This is a genomic window from Acidovorax sp. ACV02 (assembly GCF_014851475.1).
Lineage (GTDB): Bacteria > Pseudomonadota > Gammaproteobacteria > Burkholderiales > Burkholderiaceae_C > Acidovorax > Acidovorax delafieldii.
This window is the reverse complement of sequence record NZ_JACUZU010000007.1, coordinates 415,961-430,445: the sequence shown is the minus strand read 5'-3', so window position 1 is coordinate 430,445 and position 14,485 is coordinate 415,961. Positions and strand designations below refer to the sequence as shown.

Sequence of the window (14,485 nt, the reverse complement as noted above, 5' to 3'; positions counted from 1 at the left end):
CCGCTGCCAAGATCATCGTCTCCGGTGGTCGTGCGCTGGGCAGCAAGGAAAAGTTCGACGAAGTCATGACGCCCCTGGCCGACAAGCTGGGCGCCGCCCTGGGTGCCAGCCGCGCGGCGGTGGACGCGGGCTACGCGCCGAACGACTGGCAAGTGGGCCAGACCGGCAAGATCGTGGCACCGCAGCTGTATGTGGCCGCCGGTATCTCGGGTGCCATCCAGCACTTGGCGGGCATGAAGGACTCCAAGGTGATCGTGGCGATCAACAAGGACCCTGAGGCGCCGATCTTCAGCGTGGCCGACTATGGGCTGGAAGCGGATCTGTTCACGGCTGTGCCTGAACTGGTCAAGGCCCTGTAAGAACGCCCCTGTGCACACAAAGGCATCGCTCGCGATGCCTTTTTTTTGACGAAATTTCGCTTTCCCGGAGACACCCATGAGCTACACCGCCCCCGTCAAGGACATGCTGTTCGCCATCGAGCACCTGGCCAACATTGAACAGATCGCGCAAATCCCTGGTTTTGAAGATGCCGGGCTGGACACGGCCGCCGCCGTGCTGGAAGAGTGTGCCAAGTTCAACGAAGGGGTGCTGTCGCCGCTCAACTGGGAAGGCGACAAGAACCCGTCGAGCTGGGAAGACGGCGTGGTCACCACCACCCCCGGCTTCAAGGAAGCCTTCCGCCAATATGGCGAAGGCGGCTGGCAAGGCCTGCAGCACCCCGCCGACTTTGGCGGCCAGGGCCTGCCCAAGACCATCGGCGCGGCCTGCATCGAGATGACCAACAGCGCCAACATGAGCTTTGCGCTGTGCCCGCTGCTGACCGACGGCGCCATCGAGGCGCTGCTGACAGCAGGCAGCGATGAACTCAAGGCCACCTACCTCGAAAAGCTGGTGACCGGCGAGTGGACTGGCACCATGAACCTGACCGAACCCCAGGCGGGCTCGGACCTGGCCCTGGTGCGCACGCGTGCAGAACCCCAGCCCGACGGCACCTACAAGATTTTCGGCACCAAGATCTTCATCACCTACGGTGAGCACGACATGGCCGAAAACATCATCCACCTGGTGCTGGCCCGCGTGCAGGGCGCGCCGGAGGGCGTCAAGGGCATCAGCCTGTTCGTGGTGCCCAAGTTCATGGTCAACAAGGATGGAAGCCTGGGCGCGCGGAATGACGCGCATTGCGTGAGCATCGAGCACAAGCTGGGCATCAAGGCATCGCCCACGGCCGTGCTGCAGTTTGGCGACCACGGCGGCGCGGTGGGCTACCTGGTGGGCCAGGAGAACCGGGGCCTCGAATACATGTTCATCATGATGAATGCGGCCCGCTACGCCGTGGGCATGCAGGGCATCGCGATCTCCGAGCGCGCCTACCAAAAGGCTGTGCAGTACGCGAAAGACCGCGTGCAGAGCCGCCCCGTGGACGGCAGCATCAACGCCAGCGCCGCCATCATTCACCACCCCGACGTCAAGCGCATGCTCATGACCATGCGCGCCACCGTCGAGGGTTGCCGCGCCATGGCCACGGTGGCGGCTGCGGCGTTTGATGCCGCACACCACCACCCCGATGCCGACACGCGCAAGCAGAACCAGGCGTTCTATGAATTCATGGTGCCGCTGGTCAAGGGCTACAGCACCGAGACGAGCCTGGAAGTGACCAGCCTGGGCGTGCAGGTGCATGGCGGCATGGGCTTCATCGAAGAAACCGGCGCGGCCCAGTACTACCGCGACGCCAAGATCCTGACCATCTACGAAGGCACCACGGCCATTCAGGCCAATGATTTGGTGGGCCGCAAGACGGCGCGCGACGGTGGCCAGGTGGCCAAGGGCATCGCCGCGCAGATCGAGAAGACAGAGGCCGACCTGCTGGCCAGCGGTACGCCCGCTGCACTGGCTGTGGCCAAGCGCCTGACGGCCGCGCGCAAGGCGCTGCTCGACGTGATCGACTTCGTGGCCGGTGGCACCAAGGCCCAGCCCAACGCCGTGTTTGCGGGCAGCGTGCCCTACCTGATGCTGGCGGGCAATGTGGTGGCGGGCTGGCAACTGGCGCGCAGCTTGCTGGTGGCGCAAGACCTGTTGCACAAGGGACAGGACGAAGCCTTCATGCGCGCAAAAATAACCACGGCCCAGTTCTATGCCGACCACATCCTGGTGAAGGCCCCAGGCCTGCGCGACAGCATTGTGGAAGGCGCGGCCAGCGTGACTGAGCTGGCGCTGGAAGCCTACTGAAGGACTGGCGTGCTGTGAGGAGACAGGCCACCTGCGGGGCAGGGGCCTTGATATAAAAATGATAGCTACGGACGCATGATTCACTAGCGCATCCGGCCTGTTCCATCCCTATTCTTGTTCTGGAAGTTGTTGCCATGTCCAAACTGCCTCCCGTGTTGCAAAACCTGTCGCTGCCCGTCATCGGTTCGCCGCTGTTCATCATCAGCAACCCCAAGCTCGTGATCGAGCAGTGCAAGGCCGGTGTGGTGGGCTCCATGCCCGCGCTCAATGCCCGCCCTGCCGAACTGCTGGACGAGTGGCTGGCCGAGATCACCGAAACCTTGGCGGCCTACAACAAGGCGAACCCTGACAAGCCTGCTGCGCCGTTTGCCATCAACCAGATCGTGCACAAGAGCAACGACCGGCTGGAGCACGACATGCAGGTGTGCGCCAAGTACAAGGTGCCGATCATCATCACCAGCCTGGGTGCGCGCGAGGACGTGAACCAGGCCGTGCATGCCTGGGGCGGCGTGGTGCTGCACGACATCATCAACAACAAGTTCGCGCACAAGGCGATTGAGAAAGGCGCTGACGGCCTGATCGCCGTGGCGGCCGGTGCCGGTGGCCACGCTGGCACCAAGAGCCCGTTTGCGCTGATCCAGGAAATCCGCCAGTGGTTCGACGGCCCGCTGGCGCTCAGCGGCTCTATCGCCAGTGGCGGCGCGGTGCTGGCTGCACAGGCCATGGGGGCGGACTTTGGCTACATCGGTTCGGCCTTCATCGCCACCCATGAGGCCCGCGCCAGCGAGGCCTACAAACAAGCCATCGTGGACGGCAACTCGGACGACATCGTCTATAGCAACCTGTTCACGGGCGTGCATGGCAACTACCTGGCGCCCTCGATCCGCGCGGCAGGCATGGACCCGGACAACCTGCCAGAGTCCGACCCCAGCAAGATGAACTTTGGCGGCGACGCCAAGAAGGCCTGGAAGGACATTTGGGGCTGCGGCCAGGGCATTGGCTCCATCAACGCCGTGACCAGCACCGCCGAACTGGTCGCCAAATTGCGCGGTGAATACGAGGCAGCCCGCGCCCGTCTCAAGCTCTGAATCTGCGCTCTGTGTGAGGGGCGCTGGCTTTGTGCCTCTGGGGGGGGCGTTCGGCCATCCTTCTTCCCTCACCCTGCCGTTTGTTTCGCCCGCCATGTGTATTCACACATGGCGGGCGAATGTCTTTGTGGGAGGTGTTCGTGCGGTGTCTTTGCGGTGACGCACCCGAGGGGAAACCCGCGTGAGGAGGGGGAGGCCTCTACAGATAATGGTGATGAAAAATAATCAATGAATGCCGGTGCCACGTTCGCCGGCCTTGTCACCATGTTGCGAGGGAGATGCCTGATGTTCCGTGCTTTTGTGTGCCTGCTGGCCGTGTGCGCCACCACCCTGGTTCATGCCCGCAATGAAGGCGTGACCGCCGATGAAATCCGGCTGGGTGCCTCGGTCGTGCTGTCGGGGCCGCTCGGGCCGCAGACGGCGCAGTATGGCGAGGGCTCGCGACTGCTGTTCGACGCGGTGAACGCGCAGGGCGGGATACATGGCCGCATGATTCGGTACACCACGCTCGATGATGCTTTCGACCCGCAAAAGGCCGTGGAAAACACGCGCCAGCTGCTGGAGAACGACAAGGTGTTCATGATTTTCCATAGCACCGGTACGGCGCAGACGGCGGCCATCCTGCCGCTGATCAAGGAGCAGCGCACTGTGCTGTTTGGCCCCGTCACGGGTGCCTCGATGTTCCGGGAGGCGTTCAATCCGTATGTGTTCCATGTGCGTGCGGGTTATGCCAACGAGGCCAGCAAGATCGTGTCGCAGCTGCGCCAGCAAGGCATCACCCGTGTGGCGGTGTTCTTTCAGGACGACGGCCTGGGCAAGACACTGGCAGGTGAGCTCAAGAAAGCTTCGGACGAGGAGAAGCTGCCCTTTGTGGCCGAGATCAAGGTGGACCCCAAGCAGCCCGACTTTGCCGCAGCCGCACAGGCGACCGAAAAGGCCCAGCCCCAGGCTGTGATTGTGGCAACCGGCGGCACCACTTTCACGAGCTACATCAAGGCGGTGCAGGCCACGGCGGCGCGTCCTGCCTACTACGGGTTCTCCGTGGCCAGCATGGACGTGATCCAGCGCGAACTCAGGGACAAGGCTCGGGGCATCATCCTGGCGCAGATCATGCCTTCGCTGCGCAACACCACTATCCCGGTGGTGGCCGAATATCTGAGCCTGCTGCGTGCCAAGTCGCCCGGCGCTCAGCCCTCGGCTTCGCAGTTCGAAGGTTTTGTCCACGCACGCTTGCTGGTGGAAGGGCTACGCCGCACGGGGCGCAACCTGACTACCGAGTCGTTCTCCAAAACGATGGAAGACGCGGGTGAAATTGCTTTCGGTCGTTTCAGCGTGAAGTATTCGCCGCGCAACCACAATGGGTCGACCTATGTGGAGCTGGCTATCGTGGACGCGGAAGGCAGTCTGCGTTACTGAGGGTCTCCACGCCTCGCGCGGTGGGGGGACTTTCGTTCATCGAGCCCGCTGCAGGTGATGGCAGACCAGCGGGAGACAGTGCAGCTGTGCAAAAAATCCTCTAACGGAGGACAATAGCGGGTTTTGTTGTTCCTTCCTCGGTTCAGTTCGTCTTGCTGCTTTGCGCAGCAGGCGAATCAGCGCGGAGGGAATCCGGATATCCAGCGGTGCACTGTCTGCAGGGATTCAACACCTCACCCTATGTCTTCGTCCACATCCCGCACACCCTTGATCGACATGATCAAGGGCATGGCTTGCGCCACCATCGTGTGGCACCACTTGGCCTTCTATGGCCCGATGTCCGACATCGCCCATCCCTTGGCTCCATCACTCATAGCGTGGCTATATGACTATGGGCGCATGGCGGTGCAGGTGTTTCTGGTGTTGGGTGGGTACCTGGCTGCTGCGAGCCTTGCGCCCCAGGGCTTTGCGCGTTTCGATCATGCGGGCACCGCCATTGCCAAACGCTTCGTGCGGCTGGTGGTGCCTTATGCCGTGGCGTTGATGCTGGCGGTGGTGGTCGCCGCCCTCGTGCGACCTTGGATGGAGCACCACTCTGTGCCCGACCAACCCACCTTGTCACAACTGTTGGCGAACGCTTTGCTGCTGCAGGACATCGTGGGTGAAGGTGCTTTGTCGGCTGGCGTGTGGTACGTGGCCATCGACTTTCAACTCTTTGCGCTGACTGTGCTGATGCTGGCCGGTGTACGCGCGCTGCCTGTGCGCTGGGTACAGCACCATGCAGCGGCCTTGTCGCAGGGGCTGGTGCTGTTGGTGGCTGCTGCCTCGCTATGGGTTTTCAACCGCATCGCGGGGTTGGACATGTGGGCGCTGTACTTTTTTGGTGCCTACGGCCTAGGCATGCTGGCTTACTGGGCGGTGCGGGCGCCGCAGGCGCAGGCATGGGTCTGCCTTATGGCGCTGCTGGTGGGGGCAGCGCTGGCGGTGGATTTCCGGGCACGCATTGCCGTAGCTGCGGTCACGGCCTTGTGCCTGGTGGTGGCGATGCGCTCTGCGCGCATGCGCAGCTTTTCCGGTGTGTCGCAGCTCGTAAAGCTCGGCCAGATGTCGTACTCGGTGTTTCTGGTGCACTTTGCCGTGTGCTTGCTCGTGAACGCGGTGGTTAGCCACCTCTGGCCTACATCACCAGCGCTGAACGCCGTGGGCATGTTCCTGGCGTTTGGGCTGTCGCTGGCAGCTGGGCGTCTGTTGTATCTGCGAGTGGAGCGTCATGTGCCATCGTGGTCCACGGCCCTGCGCTGGCAACTGGGGCTGGTGGGGGCGGGCATGCTGGTGGTCATTACCAGCAACTGGGCATAGCCCCTAGGCTGGGACCGCAGGGGCAGGCCGACTGGGCTGTTTTTTTGAGCGCGCTATGTCCTTCAGCCCAGTGCAGTGCTATAGCAAAAGCTTGCGTTCCCGCCGTTTGCGTTGCTTGTCCAGAAACCACGCCATGAAGGGCAGCAGCAGCATCGAGCCGGGGATCACCCATATAAAAAGATAAGGGCTGACCGAAGAGGCAGACCGCATCACATCCCGCAGGTGGGCACGTTCCTCGGCGCTCCAGGTGCCCTGGCGGCGCTGCTGCACCAGCCAGACCACCGAGCCTTTCATGGTGGCCATCTCGCGGCGCAAGCGGCTCTTTTCTCTGCTGTTGCCCGCGAGAAAAGAACAAAACCACTCCGGCGCTCGCTCCATGCGGCGCTGGAATGCCAGGGTGGAATCCGGGTCAAATGCGTCGGCAGGGGGCGGATTTTCTGGGCTTTGCGGAAAGGTCATGGTGAACAACATTGTCCCTGCAGATGCGGACAATACCAAACAGGCTTTGAGCAGAAACAAGACTGATTTATCCCGGTCGACACGCGGCAATGGGACTTGTCTGCGTTTTCCTGAGGATATACACAAGTATGACTGGCGCGCGCCGTAATTTCCCGATAGGCCCCGGGCCAGCGCTGTGACGCACAGACCAATAAAGCGCTTGCGAGATAAGGGTTGGAGAGGCTGTCGGCGGGGCTATCCGGCTTGCAGAGGCAGAGGAAGATTCGTCAAGGATTCTTGCCAATCTACCCTGCGACGAAAGCCCTGCGGTGGCCGTCATGGTCAATGCCCTTGGTGGCTGATCCCTTGCTTGGCATCACTCCACCTGCGTGATCATGTTCTGGGTTCCGATCCGTCTTGTCCGGAAACCCCCCGACCGGAACCGCAATCAGAACGCACGCTCCGTGGTCCAGATCCGAGGACTGCAGAATGATCCAGATACGTTCACCATCGCGTTACGTCGGTAGTTGATTAAAAAGCGCGGGAGTGTAGACGTTTGCGGAGACTCACTCATTGAGCAGCGCCGTTCTTTTTTTGGCGCCCGGCGGTCAATCCAAACGCACAAACGGCTCGCTGCCACCTACCCTTAAGAGGGCATGCTCCGTAAGATAAGCCTATGAAATATCGATCTTCATTCGGCTACATACGCGAACCAGTATCCGCTCAATGTGTGGATTTATCGCGCGAAGAGCGGGGCTTCACTTTGGTGGAGGTCTTGGTCGCCATCGTAATTCTGGCTTTCGGCATGTTGGGAACCGTAGGCATGCAGGCATTTGCACTCCAGGCAAACCGCGACGCACGCCTCCAGGCTCAGGCGGTAGTTTTTGCGCGTGAGTTGGCGGAAATGATGCGCGGGAATAAGGAAATTGCGGTCAAGACTACTGCTGCCGCCAACCCGTATTTGGTGACATCAATGACGATGGCGTCGCCAAGCTACTGCATGAGAGTCGCCAATGCATCTACTGGGTGTACATCCACGTTGGATGTAGCCAGCGCAGAAATGACGGATTGGTTGGCCCGCGTTGCGGCTGAGCTACCGGATGCGCGTGTCACGGTTTGTTTCGATGGAGCGCCCTATGACGCCAATGGACTGCCTCAGTGGAACTGCAATGCGACGGGCGCTGACGAAATTGTGTTCATCAAAATTGGCTGGACACGGACTGTGACTGACAAGAGTCAAACCGGTAGCGCTGCTCTCGAAAGAGCTAACGACAGTGGCAGCCGCCCTTATGTCGTAGTTCCTGTGACTAGTGGGAACGCAACATGATGAAATGGTCAACTTTTCTCGCCTCTGGTGGCGCGCAACGTCAAGATAGTCGCCAAAAGGGCGTAACGCTTGTTGAGTTGATGGTGGCAATGGCGTTGGGGCTCTTGATTGCGCTTGCTGCTGCTGCTGCCCTGCTGGTTTCTCGCCAAGGGTTCGCCGCAGTGGATGCAGCTTCGCAGTTGCGTGACAACGGGCGATATCTGCAAAGCCTTACCCAGCGCCTTGGCGTGCAGGCGGGTTACAGAGATGTCAAATTTGCAACGGATACGACTGCCAAGGCCAACCAAGCTTACGGGGCGACTGCTCCTCCCCCAAATATTTTTGGATTGAATAATGCGTCCCGAACGTCCACTGCGACCTGGGATGCAGGCACCGTGCGTACCTCGGGGCAAGTTGGTTATGGCAGCGATATCCTAGTGCTGCGGCATCAGACTAGCTCATCGACTCCAGATGCGACAAGCTCTGATGGAACCATGATTGACTGTGCCGGCGTAGCGTCAACCGCTGTCCCCACGGGGCTGGATGACAAGCTGGTCAGTATTCTCCACGTGGGTGTGGGATCAGACGGCGAGCCGGCACTTCTGTGTTCGCGGTCGGATACTGGGGCGGCGCCCTATGACGTACAGCCGATTATTTCTGGTGTTGAGAACTTCCAAGTGCTTTACGGAGTGGATGGTATTGGGCCCGGAAACACTACGGTTCCTATTCCATCTGCTTCAGCGGACTCGATTCCCGAGCGATATTTGCGGGCAGACCAACTGACGGTTGCAGGCAACGACGCTGCCACCTATGCCAACTGGCAGCGCGTTCGCAGCATTCGAATTGGTGTTGTGCTACGCGGGCCACCTGGTTCAGCTATCGATAATGCAAGTCAGACGTTTTACCCCCTGGGGGTTTCCAAAGCCTCGGGAAGCGGTACACCAGGGTCGGGTTTTGCCAACAATTCAACAGATCCCGGCACTGCTTACACGCCCACAGTCGATAGCCGCTTAAGGCAAGTGGTCACATTTACTGTGCATTTGCGAAATTTTCAGGGTGAGTACTGAAATGACGAAAATACCCTTACATCAGAAACGTCCGACATCAATGAGTGAGCAAGGGCTTTCGTTGATTATCGTGATGTTGATACTCATTGTGGTTTCAATTTTAGGAGTCGGCGGTATACAAATCTCCATGATGGGTGAACGGGGAACCCGTAATGACAGAGATATGCAAATTGCCTGGCAAGGGGCCGAGGCTGGATTGATAGATGCAGAGTTTGATATTGAAGGGCTTCCTGCTGCGTCACCCAATAAGAGAAGTGTAGTATTCAAACGCGGTGATGTGGATCTGGCCAAATTCATTGATAACTGTGGTGACTCGGGGCAGAGCATTGGCTTATGCGCGCTGAAAGATGCCGGAAAACCGGCTTGGTTGACAGTAGATTTTACTGCAACGGGTACGGGCGCGAAGGCGGTGGAATTGGGTACGTACACTGGGCGGGACTTTCCGTCAGGCGTGAAGGGGACACAGCCGGCCAAACCACCTCGTTATATTATCGAACCTATTCTTGATCGATATGGGGTCAAGTCGTACAGGACTACCGATCCTACCGCTGGTTCTGGCCCATCTTATGTGTACAGGGTCACATCCATGGGCTTTGGCCCCAACGGAGAAACTCAAGGAGTGCTCCAGATGATTTATAGAAATTAAGCGGTGAGATAAACATGTCAAAATTCTCTAAAAATCTAGCCGCTCTTGGCGAGCGAGCACTTCACAAATCTCGAAATTTGCTCAAGGGTAGACGTGCTGCGTACGCCGCGTGGGGATTGGCGCCACTCGCTATCGCTGTTTCATTTGTTGCGATTGGTAGCGGTACTCCACCCTCCATTCCAGCCATTGCCCTTGCCACCGAGCCTCTCTATGCTGCTGTGGTAGTTGATAAGCCCGCCATGGCTCTTGCCCTGTCTGTGGAGTTCCCAACGGTGGGTGCTCAATATACCCCAGGTGGGAGTACGGATAATACTTATGATACCGCTAAGGAGTATCTTGGATATTATGATGCGGAGAGTTGTTATTCCTACAACAATTCACCCAGCGAAACCCCCGCCGCCAGCCAAACAGCGACTGATTACAAGAGATTTGATCGCGTTGGAGCTGCGACTGGGCGCAAATGTACCAATGCATTTAGTGGCAACTTTTTGAACTGGGCGTCTAACTCAGCCATCGATATGCTTCGTTTGGCGCTGTCTGGTGGAGACAGATATATTGACACGCCTTCGTTGACCATACTTCAGCGCGCGGTTATCCCTAACGGGGATCCTACCTGCATGTGGAACTCTACAAACTTCCCTGGTAAGCGACTGTCCAAAGACGGCGGTGGGGCGGGTAGTTATTGGGGGGCGGTGCCGGCGTCAATGATCGCTAATGCAAATGGCGGTGATATTTATGTGGCCAACACGTTAAATAGGATTTATTTTGGCACGTCGCAGACAGGAAACTGTACAGACAACACCGGCTACAGGCTTGGCAGCACTATAGGCCCAATCACCAAGCAAACTGGAAATCGCCCAGTCAGTTCCGTCCTGTGCTCTGCAGAGAACGCATTTTGTACCTTTTCAGGTACCAAGATGGTTTGGTATGGGAAAAAGAATGGGACTACCAATAATTGGTATGTTGCGCCTGCCTACAATGGGGTGAGTTGTAATTCGACAACTTTTGGAGATCCATATCCTGGGCAGGCTAAAGAGTGTTACATACTCGATTATTCAGGAACATGGACTCCTCCGACTACCGCAGGTACTTTCAATACCGATGGATTCTTCTACGCCCGAGTGCAGGCTTGTAACTCCACATCGGGTACTTTGCAGGACACTAGAAATTATAATTTCTGCAAGCAATATCCTAGCGGTAATTATAAGCCCACCGGCGTAATTCAAAAATATAGCGACCAGATTCGATTGGCAGCCTTTGGTTATTTGTTAGACCAAACGGCTAGTTATAATTCTGGGGGGCGATATGGTGGTGTTTTGCGTGCGCCCATGAAGTATGTGGGGGCGAAGACATACAACATTAACGGTCAAGACAACACTCCGACAGGGGGTAACCCGAAGGCGGAATGGAATGCCAACACTGGCGTATTTATTGATAACCCCGATTCCAATGCAACGCCGGCTATCAGCGGGGTTATAAATTATCTAAATAAATTCGGACGGACTGGGCCTACACCTGGAGTGTACAAAAAATATGATCCGGTTGGGGAGTTGCATTATGAGGCGCTTCGCTATTTGCAGGGGCTTCAGCCTAGCGCTGATGCAATCAGTGGAACGATCACGGCCACTATGGCTGACGGTTTTCCATATTTCACTACTTGGACCGATCCATACGGGGATGGTCGCAGCAATGCCAGCGATTATTCGTGTGTGAAGAGCAACATTGTGGTTGTCGGTGATATCAACACTCACGACGGCAATCGTCTTCCCACTGCAAGTGCTGCCAATAATATTCCAGATATTAATTACTGGCGAGGTATAGTACAGAAGTTTGAGAAGAACACTGCTGGTACGTATGTGGATGGGCAGGGAGCTAGTCAGAGCATTGCGAATCCTAATACCGCCAACAACAGTGTTCCTTCTGGTACAAGCACAAGCCAAATAATGGGCTCAGCGTATTGGGCGAGAACTCACGACATCCGAGGTTCTGGCTGGACTGCTGACACGGCCAAGCAGCGTCCTGGGCTCCGGGTGAAGACTTTTCTTTTTGACGTCAATGAATATGGCGCGCAAAACGACGACACTACGCGGCGGACGGCAAATCAGTTTTTCATGGCTGCCAAATACGGCGGCTTTGAAACGGATCCAACCAATCCCGGGCAAAAACCTTATAACGTCAAAGGCAATCCTTTTAAAGATCAAAATAATGTAAATAATAATAATGTGTGGCAAAAAGCTGCTGAGCCCGGAGAGGCAAGCACTTATTATGTTTACAACACATCAAAAACTTCGCCGGCGCGCGAGGTGCTCACCGCATTTGATGAGATTTTTAGTAGAGCATCTACCAGTGCTCGAAGTGTTGCAGGTGGTGGTTTGAGCACCGGCAGCAAAGTGACCAGTAATTCAGTTTCTTATTCTGCTAAATTCGACACCAGTAACTGGAGTGGAGATGTGGTTGCTGAGCCCATCACTCAAGATGCAAGTAATAATTTAGTTATTGGCACGCAGCTTTGGAGTGCTGCTCAGCGGTTGGACAACATGATTTCACCTGCTGCTAACCGCAAGATTTTTGTGGGACGCGTGGGCGCAACATCGAGTACCACCGCCACTGCCTTTACATGGGGTGCGATCGATGCAACATTGAAAGCACAGCTTGATAAAGCGAGCCCGGCCGCAGCTGCAGATGGTTTGGGTGCAGACCGTCTTGCTTATCTTCGCGGGGACCGGACGAAAGAAGGGGCACCATTCCGGGTGAGAAGTTCTTTGCTGGGCGACATTGTCAACTCTAATATTTCGTACTCAGGGGCTCCCTCCAAGTCATTCACTGGTACGGGATATACCGCATTCCGTGCTGCCTATGATTCACGCACCGCTGCGGTTTTTGCTGGGGCCAATGATGGTATGTTGCACGCATTCAACGCTACTACGGGCGACGAGCTGTTTGCATATATTCCAAGTTGGCTGGGTCGTAATTTGTCGGCACTGACAGACCCTACTTTTGCTAATAATCATCAAAATTATGTAGATGCTCCTTCCGTAGTCTCTGAGGCACAAGTAGCCAACACTGGCGCAAGCACGGATTGGAAAACAGTCTTGGTGTCCGGCACAGGTGGCGGTGGGTCTGGTGTGTTTGCGCTTGATGTGTCTAACCCTACTAATTTCAGTGCATCCAATGTTATGTGGGAGTTCACTCGTGCTGATGATGAGGATATGGGTCAGGTTGTTGGTGAGCCAAAAATATTAAAAATCAAAACGAGTGGAACAAGTTCAACGGTTACTTATCGATGGTTTGCTGTTGTCGGTAGCGGGGTGAATAATTATGTCCCTGATGCTGACAACAGGTTCAGCTCCACCGGCAAGCCTGCGCTATTTCTGCTAGCCCTCGATAAACCTTCTGGAGATGCTTGGTCGCTAGGTACCAATTATTACAAGGTCTCGGTGCCCACCGATTCATCTCTCGCTTCAACTAATGCCACTGGTGTCACCAACTTTAGCGCCTTGTATGGCACCCAAGGCGAGATGACAGATATCTATATGGGTGATCTCCATGGGGCATTGTGGAGACTTAAGTTTGCCGGACAATTACCTGCTGATTGGAATATGGGTAAATTGTCGTATTTTGATAAAGGCAGTGCTGGTAGTCCAATTCCTTATCCTCTGTATGTCGCTCGAACGGGTGATGCAACCCCTAAGGTCCAACCTATTTTTGCGGCGCCCACCCCTTTTGCGGGTCCCATTGTGAGTGGTTTGGAATCTTTCTATATTGTCTTTGGAACGGGGAAATATCTTGAATCCAGTGATAATATTTCTACGACTACTCAGTCGATTTATGCTGTGTATGATAATGGAGGTACAACGGCTGATAATTCGCCTGCCAGCGCTAGTGTAATTACGGGGCGGGGGCGCTTGCAGGCCGGAACGGTGAATACAACAGCGAAAACTATTACGGTAAGTGCTTTTAAATGGGGGCGACCGACCACTAACGCAGACCTGACGAGCCGTGCAGGCTGGTATTTTGATTTGCCTGTTTCTGGGGAGAGAGTAGATCAAGCGGCACTGGATTTGGGTACGTTATATGCTGCAATCAATTCCAAGATTCCAGGTTCTACCTCAGCTGGCGCTGGCTCATGCTCTAACACGCTTGGTAGCGGCAATCAGTATTTTTTAAGTATTAATAATGGGTCTGGATCTTACGTGCCATCCAGTCTTGGATTACTTGGCCCTCCGGTATTACTGTCAAATGATTCGGAGACAGTTGTCACTCCGTCGGACAGCACTGGAAGACGTGTTCGCACGACGACACTTCGTCGCTTTACTCAGGCTCAGAGTGGTATCGATACCAGTGCCCCTCCTGTCACGACAAAGGAAACTATCGGGCGTTTGAACTGGCGACAAATTTTTAACTACCAAGATATGAAGAATGCGCCATGAATAAAATTAAAAAATATGCTGCGGGGTTCACGCTGATTGAACTCATGATTGTTGTGGCAATTATTGGTATTTTGGCTGCTGTTGCGTATCCTGCCTACACTGACTCAGTCCTGAAGGGGCGCAGAGCACAGGGCAGGGCTGCGGTAGCACAATTGCTGCAGCAACAGGAGCGCTATATTACGCAACAGAATTGTTACCTCGGATTCACCACGAACTCAGCAGGTGTTGCGACTGCTACGTCTCCTGGTGCAGCATGCGGTGGAGTCACGGCGGCGTCCGTGCCTTTCAAGACTTTTTCAGGTGATACTTTGAGTAATTCGCATTACCTATTGAGCGCGGATGCTTGCCCAGCCGGGGCTGGCACCCTCTCAGTTGGAGATTGCGTCAGAGTTATTGCAACGCCCGTCAAAGCTGATCCTAAAGTTGGTTCCTTACAGATGACTACCACTGGTACAAAGTCATGTACAGGCACATCCGCATCGACTGACCCTAAACTTTGTTGGCCATGA

At 56.3% G+C, this 14,485-nt stretch carries 11 protein-coding genes; 10 read left to right on the top strand and 1 reads right to left on the bottom strand.

The window, feature by feature from the left end; all coding sequences use genetic code 11:
- The 5 genes from IB236_RS18985 to IB236_RS18965 all read left to right on the top strand — a co-directional run.
- A partial coding sequence (locus IB236_RS18985; protein ID WP_225581242.1) for an electron transfer flavoprotein subunit alpha/FixB family protein occupies window positions 1-359 on the top strand: 359 nt, incomplete at its 5' end.
- A 76-nt stretch (window positions 360-435) separates the two neighbouring features.
- Window positions 436-2,226 (top strand): acyl-CoA dehydrogenase, encoded by a 1,791-nt coding sequence (locus IB236_RS18980; protein ID WP_192421790.1) that lies wholly within the window; start codon window positions 436-438, stop codon window positions 2,224-2,226.
- A gap of 134 nt (window positions 2,227-2,360) precedes the next feature.
- On the top strand, window positions 2,361-3,314 hold the full coding sequence (locus IB236_RS18975; protein ID WP_099730798.1) for a nitronate monooxygenase family protein: 954 nt from the start codon (window positions 2,361-2,363) through the stop codon (window positions 3,312-3,314).
- A gap of 285 nt (window positions 3,315-3,599) precedes the next feature.
- Window positions 3,600-4,730 (top strand): ABC transporter substrate-binding protein, encoded by a 1,131-nt coding sequence (locus IB236_RS18970; protein ID WP_192421789.1) that lies wholly within the window; start codon window positions 3,600-3,602, stop codon window positions 4,728-4,730.
- Window positions 4,731-4,970: 240 nt separating this feature from the next.
- Window positions 4,971-6,089 carry an acyltransferase gene (locus IB236_RS18965; RefSeq protein WP_192421788.1) on the top strand — a complete coding sequence of 373 codons (1,119 nt, stop codon included), beginning with the start codon at window positions 4,971-4,973 and terminating at the stop codon, window positions 6,087-6,089.
- Window positions 6,090-6,167: 78 nt separating this feature from the next.
- Here the strand turns inward: IB236_RS18965 and IB236_RS18960 are convergent, their stop codons facing one another.
- Window positions 6,168-6,548: a hypothetical protein gene (locus IB236_RS18960; protein ID WP_192421816.1), complete on the bottom strand. Its 381-nt coding sequence runs from the start codon at window positions 6,546-6,548 to the stop codon at window positions 6,168-6,170.
- Window positions 6,549-7,203: 655 nt separating this feature from the next.
- Here IB236_RS18960 and pilV point away from each other — a divergent pair.
- From pilV to IB236_RS18935, 5 genes are read left to right on the top strand one after another with little or no spacing between them, the layout of a single operon-like run.
- Window positions 7,204-7,854: a type IV pilus modification protein PilV gene (gene pilV / locus IB236_RS18955; RefSeq protein WP_082565055.1), complete on the top strand. Its 651-nt coding sequence runs from the start codon at window positions 7,204-7,206 to the stop codon at window positions 7,852-7,854.
- On the top strand, window positions 7,851-8,900 hold the full coding sequence (locus IB236_RS18950) for a PilW family protein (RefSeq protein ID WP_082565056.1): 1,050 nt from the start codon (window positions 7,851-7,853) through the stop codon (window positions 8,898-8,900). The genes pilV and IB236_RS18950 overlap by 4 nt, the downstream gene beginning before the upstream one ends.
- A gap of 1 nt (window position 8,901) precedes the next feature.
- A complete protein-coding gene (locus IB236_RS18945; protein ID WP_192421787.1) occupies window positions 8,902-9,546 on the top strand; it encodes a PilX N-terminal domain-containing pilus assembly protein in 645 nt (214 codons plus the stop codon).
- A 14-nt stretch (window positions 9,547-9,560) separates the two neighbouring features.
- Window positions 9,561-13,976 (top strand): pilus assembly protein, encoded by a 4,416-nt coding sequence (locus IB236_RS18940; protein ID WP_192421786.1) that lies wholly within the window; start codon window positions 9,561-9,563, stop codon window positions 13,974-13,976.
- Complete coding sequence (locus IB236_RS18935; protein WP_192421785.1) at window positions 13,973-14,485, top strand: type IV pilin protein; 513 nt, start codon at window positions 13,973-13,975, stop codon at window positions 14,483-14,485. Before IB236_RS18940 ends, IB236_RS18935 begins: the two co-directional genes overlap by 4 nt.